A 16002-nucleotide genomic window follows, 5' to 3' on the forward strand; every position below is an offset into this window, starting at 1 on the left:
GGGGAGGCGGCCCGGACCCACCGGGCCGCCTCCCCCGACCCGGACCGGTGGGTACGGGTGGAAACGTTGGTCGAACGGACCGGTCCGGGGCGCCGCCCCGGACCGGCTCGGGACTACTTGGCCGGTACCACCTCCGTGGAACTGTCCGTCTGGGCCAGGGCCGGCGGCGTCGTGGTGAAGATCGGGCCGACCCAGTAGTTCGCGGACCCGTAGGAGCCGTTCGGGAACGACGAGGTGGTCCCGTAGGCGTAGAGCCCGTTGGAGCCACCGCTGCCGTCGGCCGGTGCGACCAGCGGATAGGACTGGTGCGCCCCGCTGAAGTAGCCGCCGTCGACCGCGTAGTTGCCGTTCGGTGCGTGGTAGGAGGCCACGTAGCCGGTACCCGCGGTGATGGGCACCGGGGTGGCGAAGAGCAGCTGCTGCCACCCGGACGTGGTCTCACTGCCGAAGGTTCCGGTCGCGAGCAGCGTGCCGGTGGAGGACCACAGGGTGCCGGTGTGCGTGCCGGTGTTTCCCGGACCCTTGTAGAAGGTGATGCCGGTGATGTAGCCGTTCACCGCCGACTGGAACCGGGTCCCCAGTTCGAGGGAGTTGGTGTCTCCGGTCGTGTTGGCCGTGGTCGGTACGGCGCTGCCGGGCCACAGGGTGCAGGGGCAGTTGACGACCGGTGGTGTCGGACTGGTGGTGAAGTTCCACGTCGTCGGCGCCGCCATCGCGTTGCCCCACAGGTCCTCGGCCTGCACGGACGCCGTGTACGTGGTGTTCAGCGCCAGTTCGGTGGAGGGTGTGAACGTCGCGCTGTTCGCGGCGGTCAGCACCTTGGTCCCGGGAACGGAGGCGCCGCCCGCGTCCTTCAGCGTGAACGTCAGGGTGTCGCCGTCGATACCCTCGCTGAAGATGGCCTTCACCGGTGAGGTGATCGGCACGCCGGTCGCCGCGGACTGCGGTGTGGTCGTGCTGACCGCGGGCGGGACGGTGCTCGCGCCGGAGGTGTCCAGGACCGCGTCCACCCAGTAGTTGCTGCCCGTCGAGGCCGTCGACGGGAAGGCGCTCGTCGCACCGTAGTGGTACACGCCGTTGCCGCCGTCGGTGCCGTTCTGCAGCGCCGTGAGCGGTGCCAGCCCCGCGGAGTTCCCGGTGAAGGTGCTGTCGTAGGAGTATCCGCCGTTCGGGGCGAAGTACGACGCGACGTACGTGGTGTTCGCCTTCACGGGCACCGGTGAGGCGAAGTTCAGCTGCTGCCAGCCGGACGCCGTCTCGTTGGTGAAGGTGCCGGTGGCCAGCCGCTGGCCGGTGGCGCTCCACAGGCTGCCGGTGTGGGTCCCGGTGTTGGCCGGGGACTTGTAGAACCGGACACCGGTGATCGATCCGGTCACCGAGGAACGGATCTTCACACCGAGCTCCAGCGAGCTCCCGTCACCGGCGTTGACGGTGCCGGGAACGGCCGCCGCCGGCCACACGGTGCAGGGGCACTGCTGCGGGCCGACCGTCAGCGGAACCGTGGTGGTGGCGCCGATGTTGACGCTGTCGTCCACGGCCCGCACCTTGATCTGCGCCGCGCCCGGGCTCGTCGGGGTCCAGCTGTAGCTCCAGGACGTCAGTCCCGTGGTCGGGTTCCAGGTGGTTCCACCGTCGGTGGAGACCTCCACCCGGGCCACCACGCCGCCGGAGTCGGCCGCGGTCCCGCTGATGGTGAGCGGCTTGAGCGCGGGCACGGTGACATTGGCCGCCGGGCTGGTCACGCTGATGGTCGGACCGACGGTGTCGGTGGAGGCCGACGCCAGGACCAGACCGCTCTGCAGGGTCTTCGGCTGCAGACCCATGTCGGCCAGGATGTTCACGGTGGCCTGCTGCATCCGCTTGTCCGCGGTCACCACCGCGTCGTCCGGGTTGCTCGTCGGGATGTTGGTCAGGCCCCACGACCACTGCACGGTGCCGGCCCCGAACACCAGGGCGTGCGACGTCTGGTCACGGAAGGCGACGAGGTTGTGCGTCGCGGTGCCGTTGCCGTACGTGTTGCCGTAGTCGAGTCGGAGCTTGCCGTCGTTGATGTCCACCGTGGTGGACGACATGTCGATCTGACCGGCGGGTCTGGTGCTGTTGGACAGATCGCTGTCCCATTCGTAGCCGAGCGTTCCGGTCGGGAAGGTGGCGGTCTGGGACGGGGTCAGGCTCGCGACCGTGGTGTTGCGCCAGAGCCGTTGCTTGCTGTAGGTGCCCGGCACGGTGATCGCGTCACTGCGGTAGCCGTTCACGGTGAACATCGAGCCGGTGAGGATGTTCTCCGGCTGGAACGGCTGCCCGTTGGCGGTGCTGTTGGGGTCCATCCAGGTCCCGGTCCAGATGCCGCTGGGGTCGGGGATGCCGTCGGGCTGGGCGAGGAACCGTTTGGTCTCCTTGTAGCAGACCAGCGTGCGGTTGGCGACGTTGGCCCCGTCGATGCTCGGTGCGAACCGGGTCTTCCAGAACACCTCGTTGCCGCTGAAGTACGTCTGGTGGACCCCGGCGTGCCGCGCGTTCAGCACATTCGTGAACTGGTCCTGGGTCCAGTACTCGTCATGGCCCGACGACATGAACATCTTGTGGTTCAGCAGTTGCGGGCCCCGGGTCGACACGTCGAGCCCGGTCATGTAGCTGACGTCGTAGCCGTTCTGCTCCAGCCACGAGATCATCTCGTACTCGGAACCGTAGATCCCGTTGTCACCGCCGACGCTCAGCGGCCGGTTGTAACTGACCTCGTAGGCGCGCCCGTCGGGGGCGGGACCGCCGCCGTCGTAGAGGCTCTGGCCACCCCACGTGTTGTACGCCTGCCAGGTCTCGTCGTCGGTCTGCACGACGATGTCGGAGTGGCTGGAGTCGTTGCGCACGATGAACGGGTACGGCATCACGCCTTCGCCGTCGGCCTGGTCGAAGTTGGCGATGTACAGACCGGAGACGGCGTCACTCGGCACCGTCCAGCTCGCCGTGACGGGCCAGTTGCCGCAGTCCACCAGCCCGGTGGTGGGCTTCTTGGTGCAGTTGCGCGGCTTGCCGTCCGGCACTCCGTCGACCACCGTGGTGTCGATCGGGGTGTTGGCGGTGCCGTCCTTGGTGAAGTTGGCGGGATAGGTCACCGCGGCCTGGGCCGCGGTCGACAACGTGCGGGCGCCGTCGCCCCCGTAGTAGCCGAGCCGGAGAACCGAGACATGGTAGGGCGTCGGCGACTGGATCTTGAACTGGACGGTCTCACCGGCCTGGACGCTCTGGCTGGTGGAGAACCCCTGGACGTTGCCGTACGCGTTGGGTGAGAACCAGTCGGACATCGGAGTGCCCGGCTTCGAGTTCTCGCACGCGACGGGGTTGCCACCCGATCCGCAGGGATCAGCCGCGCTGGCGACCACGGCCAGCGGCAGTACGGCTGTTATCAAGGCTGTGGCCAGGGCGAAAAGTCCGCCCCGGAGCAATCTGCTCCTTCTGTACATCTGTACCTCTCAGCGGCAGTGCAGTGACCCGGCTCGGTGAGGCGGGACGAGGCTAGAGCGGGTGAGACGGGAAACGGTGTCTGATCACACGGCGGTGACAGGCGACAGCGAACTGCGAGTGCGGAAGAACGTCAGCGCAGGGCGTCGGTGAGAGTGTCCACGACCCGTTGCTGTTGATCGGCGGTGATCTGCGGGAAGAGCGGCAGCGAGAGGATCCGGTCCGCCGCCTCCTCGGCGTTCGGGAAGTCGCCGCGACGGTGGCCGAGATGGCCGAAGGCCGGGGTGAGATGGACCGCGGCCGGGTAGTGCACCCCCGCGCCGATGCCCTCCGCGTTGAGCTTGCCCACGACGTCGTCGCGGTCCGCTCCGGCGACCCGTACGACGTACAGGTGCCACACGTGCACATTGCCGTCGACCGTCGTCGGCAGCACCACGCGCCCGGCGGCCGCCAGATCGCCGAGCAGCGCGTCGTACCGGGCCGCCGCGGCCCGCCGGGCCGCGTTCCCGTCGGCGAGCCGGGCCAGCTTGGCCCGCAGGACGACGGCCTGCAGCCCGTCCAGCCGGCTGTTGAAACCGGCCACGTCATGGCGGTACTTGGCGACACCGCCGTGGTTCGCGAGCGCCCGCACCAGGTCGGCCCGCTCCGCGTCGTCGGTCAGCACCGCGCCCGCGTCACCGTAGGCGCCGAGGTTCTTGCCCGGGTAGAAGCTGGTGGCGGCGATGCCACCGCTGCCCGGGGCCCTGCCGTCCCGGGTGGCGCCCTGGCTCTGTGCCGCGTCCTCGACGATCCGGACGTGCGCTGGCACGGCCGCGGCCAGTTCGGCCACCTCGGCGGACTGCCCGTACAGATGGACCGGGACCACCGCGCGGGTGGCCGCCCCGACCGCGTCCAGGGCGGCTTGGCCGTCCATCAGGAAGCTCTCGGGAAGGCAGTCGACCAGCACCGGCTTCGCACCGATCCTGGCGATCGCGCCGGCCGTGGCGATGAAGGTGTTCGCGGGCAGCACCACCTCGTCACCGACGCCGACCCCGCTCGCGCGCAGGGCCAGTTCGAGGGCGTCGGTGCCGTTGGCGACACCGACACAGTGCGCGACGCCGGCGAATTCGGCGTACTCGCGCTCGAACTCCCTGACCTCGTCACCGCCGATGAAGGCGGTGTTGGCCAGGACCCGTTCGAATCCCTGGCGCACTTCGTCGGCGACTTCGGCATGCGCCGCCTTGAGGTCGACAAGCGGTATCTGGTTCATGTGACTGGACTCCCCATCCGTGGCGCCGGCCCCGAGCCGGCGTCCTTACCCTCGGCACCCTCGGCCCGTAGCTCGTCGAGCGCCGGGACCACCGCCTCGCGCAGCCGGCGTGCCGGGCTGCCGATCCAGACCTCGCCCGGCGGTACATCGCCGAGCACCGTGCTTCCCATCCCGATCAGCGACCACGCGCCGACCGTCGTGTACTCGCGGACCAGGGCCCCCGAGCCCACATAGGCCCCCGCTCCAGCCGCGTACCCCCGCCGAGCCGGACCCCCGAGGCGATCGTCACGAAGTCCCCGACGACGTCGTCATGGGTGAGGACCGCGTGCGGCATCACCGCCACATGCGCGCCGACCAGCACGGCGGCCGTCAGGACACTGTGCGCCAGGAGGACCGAGCCCGGTCCGACGACCGAGGAGCCCGACACCGCCGCGGTGGGGTGCACCACGGTGGCGTAGCGGTCCGCGGGCAGCCCGAGCCGCCGCACCAGGCGTGCCCGTACGGCGTAGTCCCGCGGACTGCCGACGCAGATCACCACCAGCGCGCCGGGCAGTTCGTGCACCAGCTCGCACCCGCCCAGCACCGGCACGCCGTCCACGTCCCGGCCGTGCAGCGCGGGATCGTCGTCCAGGTGGCCGGTCAGCCGCCAGCGCGGGGCGCGGCCCCGGGCCACGTCGTCCGCGCTGACGTCCCGTACCGCCTGCGCCGTCTCACGGGCGAAGCCGCCCGCGCCGACGATCACGAGATCCGGGGTGCCGGACCCGGATCTGACGGGGTCGGGTCTCGCGGGGCCGCTCATCCGCCCGCCTGCTCACGGAGCACGGCCACCACCCGGTCCTGCTGGGCCTCGGTCATGGTGTGGAACAGCGGCAGGATGAGCGAGTCACGGCTGATCCGCTCGGTGACCGGCAGCGGCGCCGACGGATGCCCCTCGTACGCGGGTTCCAGATGCGAGGCCATGATGCCGCGCCGGGCCGAGACCCCCGCGTCGGAGAGCGCGGCGAGCAACGCGTCCCGGCCCACCGGGAAGTCCTCGGCCGGCAGCACCCAGTAGGACTGGAAGTTGCCCTGCCCGTACGCGGGGTCGCGCACCGCGGACAGCCCGGGAACGTCCTGCAGCAGCGCCTCGTAGCGGGCCGCCAGGGCGCGCCGACGGGCGACGATCTCGTCCAGTTTGCCGAGCTGGACCAGGCCGACCGCGGCCTGGATGTCGGTCATCCGGTAGTTGTAGCCGACCTCGAGATAGCTCTCCAGGATCGGTTTGCTGCTCGCGTGCCGCTGCGCGGCCGACGCGTTCATCCCGTGCTCGCGCAACCGGCGCAGCCGCTCGGCCCACTGGGCGTCGTCCGTGGTCAGCATGCCGCCCTCGCCGGTGGTGATCACCTTGCGGGGGTGGAAGGACCAGGCCGCGAGCAGCGCGCCGTCGCCGACGGACTTGCCGCCCACGGTCGAGCCGATCGCGCAGGCCGCGTCCTCGACCAGCGCGACGTCCCAGCCGGCGCAGGCGGACCGCAGGGCGTGCACATCCGCCGGCACGCCGCCCTGGTGGACGGCGAGGACCGCCTTGGTGCGCGGGGTCCTGACCGCGTCGACGGTGGCCGCCGTCAGATTGCCGGTGGCCTCCTCGACATCCGCGAAGACCGGCTCGGCACCGACGTAGCGCACGGCGTTGGCCGTGGCGATGAAGGACAGCGAGGGAACGACGACCTCGTCACCGGGGCCCAGGCCGAGCGCGACCAGCGCCAGGTGCAGGGCAGCGGTGCAGGAGCTCACCGCGATGGCGTGCCCGGCGCCCACCCGCTCCGCGAAGGCGCGCTCGAACTCCGCGACCCGGGGTCCCTGGGCGACCCAGCCGGACAGGACCGCGTCGGCGGCCGCCTGGGCCTCCTCCTCGCCCAGCCACGGCATCATCACCGGGATACGGGCGAGTGCGGGATCCACCGGCGCGGCATCCACCGGGGCGGCACCCACCGGGGCGCTCATCGCGCGACCTGGGCGGCGGCCGCGGTGCCGGCGGCCGCGGCCTTGGCGTCGGCGGCGCGCTCCGACTGCCACCAGTCGACCAGGTCCCGCAGCCCCGAGCGCAGATCGATCTGCGCCGTGAAGCCGAGCCGCTCCGCGGCCTGGGTGGTGTCCGCGAGGCGGCGGGTGACCCCGTTCACCGAGCGGGCGGGACCGTGTTCGGGTTCCAGATCGGCGCCCATCGCGTCGAGCAGGGCCAGCGCGAGGTCGCGCAGGCTCGTCTCGGTACCGCTCGCGACGTTGAACACCTCGTCGGTGATGTCCGACTCGGCGGCCAGCAGGTTGGCCCTGGCGATGTCCCGGACGTGGACGAAGTCCATGGTCTGGGTGCCGTCGCCGAGGATCAGCGGCGGCTCGCCGCCGACGATCCGCTCCATCCAGCGGATGAGCACCTCGGTGTACAGGCCGTGGATGTCCATCCGGGGCCCGTACACGTTGAAGTAGCGCAGCGCGACGTAGTCCAGCCCGTACATCGCGTGGAAGCTGCGCAGCACGCCCTCGTTGAAGGCCTTCGCCGCGCCGTAGAACGTGTCGTTGTTGTACGCGTGGTGGCGCTCGGTGGTCGGGAAGGCCTCGGCCAGGCCGTAGACCGAGGCCGAGGAGGAGGCGATCACCTTGCCCACCCCCGCCGCGGCCGCCGACTCCAGCACGTTGAACGTGCCGTCGACCATGACCTCGTTCGCCAGCCGGGGTTCCTCCGCGCACTGGGTGATGCGGATCGCCGCCAGATGGAACACCAGATCGGCGCCCTCGGTGACCTTGCGTACGGTCGCCACGTCGCGGATGTCGCCCTCGACGACCTGCACGACACCGCTCGGCAGGGCCTGGGCCAGGTTGGCCATCCGCCCGCGCACGAAGTTGTCGAGCACCACGATCTCGCGTGCCCCGTTGTCGACCAGCAGGTCGACCAGGTTGGAACCGATGGTCCCCGCCCCACCGGTGACCAGAATCTTCTTGCCTCGTACGGTGCTCAACGCTCTTCCCCCACTGAATCGGTCATCGTGTGCCGTGGAACTGCCCGAACTCTCACCGGCCGGCGCGCAGCCCGACGACCGCACCGCGGAACTCCAGGCTCCGGGAGGCCGCCTCGAGGATGTCCAGCACGCGGAGGCCGGCCCGGCCGTCGGTCAGCGGGGCCCGGCGCTCGCGGATCGACGCGGCGAACTCGTCGACCATGCTGCGCAGCGCCTCCTTCTCACCGATCGCGGGCGCCACCATGTCACCGGACCGGTAGGAGATCAGCATGTCCCGGCGCTCGTCCGCGCCGATCTCCTGGGGAGTGGACAGCTCGACACCGCGGTCGAAGATCGCCACGCGCTGCGCGGGGTTGAGGTCGTCCCAGATCAGGGTGCGCTTCGAGCCGCCGACCATGGTGGTCCGCACCTTGGTGGGGGAGAGCCAGTTGACGTGCACGTGCGCGATGGCGCCCGTGTTGAGCTGCAGCGTCAGATAGGCGACACAGGCCTGGCCGGCGCCTATCGGGTCGGCTCCGTGCGCGGCGACCGCGACCGGCTCGACATGGTCGGGGAGGATGAAGTCGAGGATCGACAGGTCGTGGGGAGCGAGGTCCCACATCACGTCGATGTCCTTCTGGACGAGCCCGAGGTTGATCCGGACCGAGTCGACGAAGTGGATCTCACCGAGTTCCCCGGAGCGGACCTGGTCCCGTATGTGACCCACCGCGGGCGTGTAGCAGTAGGTGTGGTCGCACATCAGGGTCAGACCGCGTTCCTCGGCCTCGTTCACCAGCCGCAGGCCGTCCGCGTACGTGGCGGCCAGCGGCTTCTCGACGAGCACGTGCTTGCCCGCCCGCAGCGCCGCCAGCGCGACCTCCAGGTGCGTGCCGGCGGGCGTGGCCACGGCGACGGCGTCCACGGCCGGGTCGGCGAGGACCGCCGCGTAGTCCGCGGTCGCCTGGACCGTGGAGTACCCGCCGAGCACCCGCTGGGCCCGCTCCACGTCGAGGTCGCAGAGCCAGCGCAGCCGGAACTGCGGGCTGGACTGGAAGTTGCGGACCAGGTTGGGCCCCCAGTAGCCGGCACCGACCACGGCGACACCCAGTGGTTCGGCCGGTCCCCGCCCCGGAGCGCCGGTGTCCTTCACAGCGCCCTTCACAGTGTCCGTCACAGTGTTCGTCGTCCCTTCGTGCACGTTGGCTGACGCATCGACAGTTCGAGGGTGTGGGTGGGGTGCGTGGGATCCGCGGACACATCGCCGGCGCCGGGCGGCGGTCCGGCGCGGAGCGGTCTGCTCCCGGCGCGGCCCGGTGCCCGGCGTGCTGTCAGCCGATAGCGGGGCATACGCCCGCCCGGCGCGGCGACCGCGGCGGCGAGGCCGTCCGCGACCAGCGGGATGTCCCGGTGCTTCCGTGCCGAACAGCGTCGGCGGATTTCCGGACTCCCGCGTTCCACAACCTGCGACTCATGCGTGACCTGCTCAACGGTCATGCTCCCCCCACCACGGTGCTCTACGTACTCCGCACGGCCGCCCGCACGCCGCGGCCGTCCCCGCCACGAACCCGAGTGGCGGGAGAGCGGTGCGGGCACCGGTGGTCGAGCATGAGTACGTGGGTCTTACACCTGACCGGACGATGACGGACGGCCCGCTGCAATGTGTCCCCCCGCAGCCGGAGTCCGTGCTGATCTGTTGTGACGAGCGCCGCCGTGTCGTCCCCACGACGAAACCCTGACGCGCGTGCGGTGCTGACGAGCCCGGTGATGCACATCCGAGCCCGGTGGAGCCTCTGCTGCACCCAATCTCCCCCAAGTTTCCCTGGATTGGCCACAGCCTTGCCGGAACCTGTCCGTCCGGGGTCACTTTCCCCGCCCAAACCGGTCCGCCGACGCTCAATCTAGACCACCGGACTCAGCCGGGGGGACAGTTGGACGAAACACTCAGCAACGGTCTCGTTATGGGGGTCATACTGCCCGGGTGACGAGCATCGTGATCCCGGCCCACAACGAGAGCCGGGTCATCGGCCGGCTCCTCGACTCCCTTCTCGCCGAGTCCTCCGCCGACGAGATCGACATCGTGGTGGTCTGCAACGGCTGTACGGACGACACCGCGCAGGTCGCGGGCCGCAGGGGCGCCGGCGTCCGGGTGGTCGAGATACCCGAGCCCTCCAAACACGAGGCGCTGCGGGTCGGCGACGAGCACGCCCGCGGCTTCCCCCGGCTCTATGTGGACGCCGATGTGGTGATCGCGACCTCGGACGTCCGGGCGCTGACCCACCCGCTGGACGGCTCCTCGGCGATCCTGGCCACCGCTCCCGAGCGCGAGGTGCCGCTGGCCGGCTGCGCGTGGCGGGTCCGGGCGTACTACCAGGTGTGGCAGCGGCTGCCCGCGGTGCGCGAGGGGCTGTTCGGCCGGGGCGTCATCGCGGTGTCCGAGGCAGGGCACGCCCGGATCGCGGCGCTGCCGCCGCTGATGGCCGACGATCTGGCCGCCTCGCTCGCCTTCGCCCCGGACGAACGGCTCGTGGTCGGCACCGCCCGGGTCGTCGTCCACCCGCCGCGTACCTGGTCCGACCTGATCAAGCGGCGGATCCGGGCGGCGACTTCGTCCGCCCAACTGGAGCACTACCAGCGGCAGGAGCGGAACGGGCTGGAACCGGGCGGCCAGGACCATCCAGGCCAGGACGGGGAGACGGCGGCCGGGACGGCGGGCCAACCGTCGGCGCGGACGAGCAAGGCGGATCTGCGGGCGATCCTCCGGGCCGAGCCGAAGCTGGTCCTCGGCGTCGTGGTCTTCGTCGCGGCCGCCGTCGTGGCCCGTCGGGGATCACGGAAGGCCATCAGGTCGCAGGACTTCGGGACCTGGCTGCGGGACGAGAGCAGCCGACAGGGCTGACCTGCCGTTAACGCCGGTTCAATACCTCGTTCTCCGGGAAGCACCTCCGCCATCACATACAGCCATTAAGGTGTCATTCGCACGTTCGAGTCCATGGACGGCCTCGGCTGCGCCGCCAACTCCTCCGCCGATTCCGCCACCACCGGCAACTGGAGCTCCTGAGCATGTATCTCGCGGACCGCGCAGCCCCCAGCGAGGGAACCACCGCGCCGGGTCGGACGCGTGGACGCCGGCTCCCGGGGGTCTCCTCGGTGGTGTTCGCGCTGGGCGCGGTCAGCCTCATCACCGACATCTCCTCGGAGATGGTCACCGCCGTCCTGCCGCTGTACCTCGTCGTGGGGCTCGGCCTCAGCCCGCTGGGATTCGGCACGCTCGACGGCGTCTACAACGGTGTGAGCGCGCTGGTCCAGCTGGCCGGCGGCCACCTCGCCGACCGGGTGCGCAACCACAAACTCATAGCCGGGCTCGGCTACGGACTGTCCGCGGTGTGCAAACCGCTGCTGCTCCTGGTCCACAGCCTGGGGCCGCTGGGCATCGTGCTCGCGCTGGAACGCACCGGCAAGGGACTGCGCACCGCACCGCGCGACGCGATGATCTCCCTGTCCACGCCGGCGGAGTTCCAGGGCCGGGCCTTCGGGGTGCACCGGGCGATGGACACCACCGGCGCGGTACTCGGACCCGTCGCCGCGTTCCTGATCCTGCGCGCGGCGACCGACGGGTACGACGCGGTCTTCGGCGTCAGCGCCTGTGTGGCCGTACTCGGCGTGCTGGTGCTGGTGCTGTTCGTCCCGGGGAAGGTGCGCGCCGGGCGGGCCGCGCCCGGCGCACCGGACGAGGCCGCGAGCGGAGACCCAGGGGCCGAGGTCGCGGAGAAGCGGCCCGTCGACCTTCGTGAGGCGCTGCGACTCCTGCGCCTGCCGCGGCTGCGCGGGCTCGCCGCCTGCGCGGCCCTGCTCGGACTCACCACCGTCAGCGACGCCTTCGTCTATCTGCTGCTGCAGCGCCGTACCGGCATCAGCGAGCAGTGGTTCCCGCTGATGCCGCTCGGCACCGCGGCGGTGTTCCTCCTGCTGGCGGTGCCCGTCGGCACCCTGGCCGACCGGGTCGGGCGGCGTGTCGTGTTCCTCGTGGGGCACGCGCTGCTGCTCGTCGCGTACACGCTGCTGCTCTGGGCCCCCGACCTGCCGGCGCTGCCCTATCTCGTGCTCACGCTGCACGGCATGTTCTACGCCGCGACCGACGGTGTGCTGCCTGCCGCGGTCTCCGCCATCGTCCCCGAGCAACTGCGGGCCAGCGGCCTCGCGCTGGTCGGCACCGGCCAGGCACTGGCCCGGTTCTGCTGCTCGATCGTCTTCGGCGCGGCCTGGACCGTCTGGGGGGACGGTCCAGCGCTGGCCGGATCCGCGGTGGGTCTGCTGTGCTGCGCCGTCGTCGCGGGTGTGGTGCTGCGGCCGTCCGGTGGCCGATCATGACGTCGGAGCCCGTACCGGCGCCGTCCGCCGCCGTGAGCCCCGCTGTTGCTCCGCCGCCCCTCCTGTCCCGACACCCGCAAGGATCCCGATGACGCCGAAGCGCCGCCTGCTCATACTCGTCACGGCGGTGCTGCTCCTCGCGGGCCTGGGAATCGGGTTCGTGCTGCACGCCGCCTCCCGGGCGGACGAGAAGAACAAGCCCCAGGCGGGCGGCCCGTCGGTCAGTGCGGGCAAGGTGGCGCTGACGCAGTCGGGCAAGCTCGCGTTCCTCAACGGCGCCCGGGGTCCGCACCTCACCGATCTCGCCACGGTGCCGGCCACCGATCCCGCGGCGGGACGGACCGCCTCCGGCGTCAAGTGCCAGCGCTTCTACGCCGCCGCGGGCACCGGCGTCTGCCTCCAGTCCACTCCCGGCGCGCTCGCGCAGAACAACCGGGCGCTGATCCTGGACGCGGACCTGAAGACGGTGCGCAGCATCCCGCTCGCGGGCACTCCCAGCCGCGCGCGGGTCTCGCCCAGCGGTCATCTGGCCGCCTGGACCGTCTTCGTCGGCGGTGAGTCCTACGGCGCCGCGTTCTTCTCCACCCGCACCGCGATCCTGGACACCCGGACCTGGCAGCTCACGCCCAACCTGGAGGAGTTCACCATCCTGCTGGACGGCAGGAACTACCACGCCGTGGACGTGAACTTCTGGGGAGTCACCTTCGCGGCGGACGACGAGACGTTCTACGCCACGCTCGGTACCGGCGGCCGCACCTATCTCGTCAAGGGATCCGTGTCCCGGCGCACGGTCACCACCGTGACGCAGAACGTCGAGTGCCCTTCGCTCTCCCCGGACGGCACCCGCATCGCCTACAAGAAGCGCGCGCTGCGCGGTGCCGCGCTCTGGCGCGAGTACGTCCTCGATCTGAAGACGCTCCGCGAGACGCCGCTCGCCGAGCACCACAGCGTGGACGACCAGGCGACCTGGCTCGACGACAGGACGGTCGCCTACGCCCTTCCCACCGATGGCGCGGTCGGCAGCACCGACCTGTGGAGCGTTCCCGCCGACGGCACCGGGAAGCCCCGCCTGCTGATCCCCGGCGCTTCCTCCCCGGCACCTCTGTAACCACGGCGGAGCACCGCGGCGCCCCTCACGATATGCAGGATGGTTGACGATCGTCGAAATGGCGGCATAGCCTCAGGGGAGCAGATCGGCCGGGTGTGCGGCGCCTTCGCGGCGTAAAGTGACACGTGTCTCTTCGCGTCCCGGGCCACGGCTGCGGAGCCTCGGCCGGCGATCGCCGGCCGCCAGGGAAGGAAGCCTCTGATGGTTGGTGCCGGAGACCAGGATTCGCCCGTGGTGGAGCTGCCCGCGGGCACGCTGCGCGGCCGTACGGAGGGCGGGGTCGCGGTGTTCAAGGGGGTGCCGTACGCCGAGCCGCCCGTCGGCGACCTGCGGTGGCGCCCGGCACGGCCGCACCCGGGCTGGAGCGGGACGCGGGACGCCACGGCCCACGGACCCAGCGCCCCGCAGATGTTCCTGGAGGGCGGCGACCCGGTCCTCGGCGGCCATGGCTTCCCGCCCTTCGACGAGGACTGTCTGACGCTCAACGTCTGGACCCCGTCCGCCGACACGGCGGGCCGGCCGGTGCTGGTCTGGATCCACGGTGGCGGCTTCGTCTCGGGATCCGGCTCGATGCCCCACTACTCCGGTGAGACGTTCGCGCGCAACGGCGACCTCGTCGTGGTGACCATCAACTACCGGATCGGCCCGCTGGGCTACCTCGCCTTCGGCGCGGACGCCGACGCGGAGCCCGCCAACTTCTGGCTCACCGACCAGGTCGCCGCGCTGCGCTGGGTCCACGAGAACATCGCCGGGTTCGGCGGCGACCCCGGCAACATCACCGTCGCGGGCCAGTCCGGCGGCGCCGTCTCCACGGCGGCGCTCGCCGGCCACCCGGAGGCCCGGACGCTGTTCCGGCGCGCCATCCTGCAGAGTCCGCCGTTCGGGCTGCACATCCCCACCCGCGCGGAATCCGCCGAGCGCACCGCCGTCTACCAGGAGATCCTCGGCGCCAAGGAGATCGACGAGCTGCGGGCCGTGCCCTGGCCGCGGCTCATCGAGGCGGGCGGGGAACTGTTCGGGCGCACCATGCGCTGGGGCTACTGGCCCACACCGTTCCTGCCCGTCATCGACGAGGCGACGCTGGCCCGGCATCCGGTCGAGACGCTGCTCGAGGGCGCCGGGTCCGACATCGACGTGCTGATCGGCTGGACCAGGGAAGAGGCCAACTTCGGGTTCGGGCTCGACGAGCGGTACGCCGCCGCCACCCGGGACCAGGTCGTCGAGAGGGCCGCGGACACCTTCGGTGACCGGGCGGCGGAGGCGTACGCGGCCTACGAGTCGGTACGGCCGGGCGCACGGCCCGTGGACGTGCTGATGGATCTGATCTCCGACGAGCTGTTCCGCGTACCGAGTGTGGAACTGGCCGAGCGCCGGGCCGCCCAGGGCCGTCCGGTCTGGGTCTACCAGTTCGACTTCCCGACGCCCGCGCACGACGGCCGGCTCGGCGCCGCCCACTGCCTGGAACTGCCCTTCACGTTCAACAACTTCGACCAGTGGTCGCACGCGCCCTTCCTGGAGGGGATCCGGCCGGGGGTCCGGGACGGCCTCGCCTCGGCCATGCACCAGGCGTGGATCTCCTTCATCCGCACCGGCGACCCGAACCACCCGGCACTGCCGGCCTGGGAGCGCTACGACGGGCAGTCCCGTACGACGATGCGGTTCGACTCGGTGACCAAGGCCACCGAAGACCTCGCGGGGGACTCGCGCAGACTGCACAGCTCCGCGCGCGACTGATAACGCGTGTAACCTGATCTCTGAACCAGTGTGCTCATGGGCCGGTGTGCCCATGAGCGCCCCACCGGTGAATTGATCAAGGAAGTCATGGCCAAGGACGCTCCCGCTCAGCCGCCACGGACGATCACCAGCGCGGATGTGGCGCGCCTTGCCGGGGTGTCCCGGGCCACGGTGTCCTTCGTGCTCAACGACACGCAGGCGCACCGGGTCAGCGAGAGCACCCGCGCCCGGGTGCTGACGGCCGCCGATCAGCTGGGCTACGTCGCGCACGCCGCCGCGCGTTCGCTGCGTGCCGGACGCAGCAACCTGGTGCTGATGCCGTCATCGGTCTCCGCGATCGGCCGGCTGGTCAGCGACTGGGTGGACGATCTGCACAGCGAACTCGACCGGCGCGGCTACACCGTCGTGCTCCACGCCGGCCGGTTCCCGGACGCCGTCACCGCCGCCCGTGCCTGGGCCGAGCTGCGGCCGGCGGCGGTCTTCGCGCTCTCCGAGGACTCCTTCACCCCGGAAGCGGCCGATCTTCTGCAACGGGCCGGAATCCGCGGGCTGCTGGCGTTCGCCGCCCGCCCGCTGGCCGGCGCGCACACCATCGCGTTCGACCACGCGGACATCGGCGCCGCCGCCGCCGAACACCTCGTCGCGCGGGGGCGGCGCAGGATCGCCGTGCTGATGCCGCAGGAGCGCGGGCTCAGCGCCTTCTCCGAACCCAGGCTGGCCGGAGCGCAGCGGATCGCGGCGTCGAGCACGGCGACGGTGACCGCGGTGGAGGTGGCGTACACCCAGGACTCCGTAGCGCGGCTGGCGGAACGCTGGCCGGGGCTGGGTCTGGACGCGGTCTTCACGTACAACGACGAGTACGCGGCGCTGCTGATGCACGCCTTCCAGAACGCGGGCATCAGCGTCCCGGACGACGTGGCGGTGGTCGGCGCCGACGATCTGGTGCTGGCCTCGCTGCAGCGCCCGCCGCTCACTTCCATCCGCCTCAACCTGCCGGGGCCGGGCGTCATCGCCGAGACCCTGCAGCAGCTGATCGAGCACGGAACGGCGGAGCCCGTCGACCCGGTGGACGTCACCCTCATCCACCGGGCGTCCTCGTAGCGTCACGC

Annotated in this window: 11 protein-coding genes; 5 read left to right on the top strand and 6 right to left on the bottom strand. The window is 71.2% G+C overall.

Annotation, left to right across the window (positions count from 1 at the left end; genetic code table 11):
• Positions 1 to 113 precede the first annotated feature (113 nt).
• From LNW72_RS34545 to LNW72_RS34570, 6 genes are all read right to left on the bottom strand, one after another.
• On the bottom strand, positions 114 to 3407 hold the full coding sequence (locus LNW72_RS34545; RefSeq protein WP_250978974.1) for a DUF4082 domain-containing protein: 3294 nt from the start codon (positions 3405 to 3407) through the stop codon (positions 114 to 116).
• A gap of 185 nt (positions 3408 to 3592) precedes the next feature.
• Entirely contained in the window at positions 3593 to 4708 is a 1116-nt protein-coding gene (locus LNW72_RS34550) for a DegT/DnrJ/EryC1/StrS family aminotransferase (protein WP_250978975.1), read from the bottom strand.
• A gap of 175 nt (positions 4709 to 4883) precedes the next feature.
• Entirely contained in the window at positions 4884 to 5507 is a 624-nt protein-coding gene (locus tag LNW72_RS34555) for an acetyltransferase (protein WP_250978976.1), read from the bottom strand.
• The gene (locus LNW72_RS34560; RefSeq protein ID WP_250978977.1) at positions 5504 to 6691 is read right to left on the bottom strand and encodes a DegT/DnrJ/EryC1/StrS family aminotransferase; all 1188 of its coding nucleotides are present in this window, start codon (positions 6689 to 6691) and stop codon (positions 5504 to 5506) included. Before LNW72_RS34560 ends, LNW72_RS34555 begins: the two co-directional genes overlap by 4 nt.
• Positions 6688 to 7704: an NAD-dependent epimerase/dehydratase family protein gene (locus tag LNW72_RS34565; protein WP_250978978.1), complete on the bottom strand. Its 1017-nt coding sequence runs from the start codon at positions 7702 to 7704 to the stop codon at positions 6688 to 6690. The genes LNW72_RS34560 and LNW72_RS34565 overlap by 4 nt, the downstream gene beginning before the upstream one ends.
• Before the next feature lie 52 nt (positions 7705 to 7756).
• On the bottom strand, positions 7757 to 8857 hold the full coding sequence (locus tag LNW72_RS34570; protein WP_250978979.1) for a Gfo/Idh/MocA family protein: 1101 nt from the start codon (positions 8855 to 8857) through the stop codon (positions 7757 to 7759).
• Between the two features lie 804 nt (positions 8858 to 9661).
• On the opposite strand from LNW72_RS34570, the gene LNW72_RS34575 reads away from it, so the two are divergent.
• The 5 genes from LNW72_RS34575 (at position 9662) to LNW72_RS34595 (ending at position 15994) form a co-directional block, all read left to right on the top strand.
• A complete protein-coding gene (locus LNW72_RS34575) occupies positions 9662 to 10579 on the top strand; it encodes a glycosyltransferase family 2 protein (protein WP_250978980.1) in 918 nt (305 codons plus the stop codon).
• A 164-nt stretch (positions 10580 to 10743) separates the two neighbouring features.
• Positions 10744 to 12051 carry an MFS transporter gene (locus LNW72_RS34580; protein WP_250978981.1) on the top strand — a complete coding sequence of 436 codons (1308 nt, stop codon included), beginning with the start codon at positions 10744 to 10746 and terminating at the stop codon, positions 12049 to 12051.
• An 88-nt stretch (positions 12052 to 12139) separates the two neighbouring features.
• Positions 12140 to 13159, top strand: a complete 1020-nt coding sequence (locus tag LNW72_RS34585) for a TolB-like translocation protein (RefSeq protein ID WP_250978982.1) — start codon at positions 12140 to 12142, stop codon at positions 13157 to 13159.
• A gap of 201 nt (positions 13160 to 13360) precedes the next feature.
• Entirely contained in the window at positions 13361 to 14893 is a 1533-nt protein-coding gene (locus LNW72_RS34590) for a carboxylesterase/lipase family protein (RefSeq protein ID WP_250978983.1), read from the top strand.
• A gap of 87 nt (positions 14894 to 14980) precedes the next feature.
• Positions 14981 to 15994: a LacI family DNA-binding transcriptional regulator gene (locus LNW72_RS34595; RefSeq protein ID WP_250978984.1), complete on the top strand. Its 1014-nt coding sequence runs from the start codon at positions 14981 to 14983 to the stop codon at positions 15992 to 15994.
• Positions 15995 to 16002 lie beyond the last annotated feature (8 nt).

It is taken from the genome of Streptomyces sp. RKAG293 (assembly GCF_023701745.1).
Classification (GTDB): domain Bacteria; phylum Actinomycetota; class Actinomycetes; order Streptomycetales; family Streptomycetaceae; genus Actinacidiphila.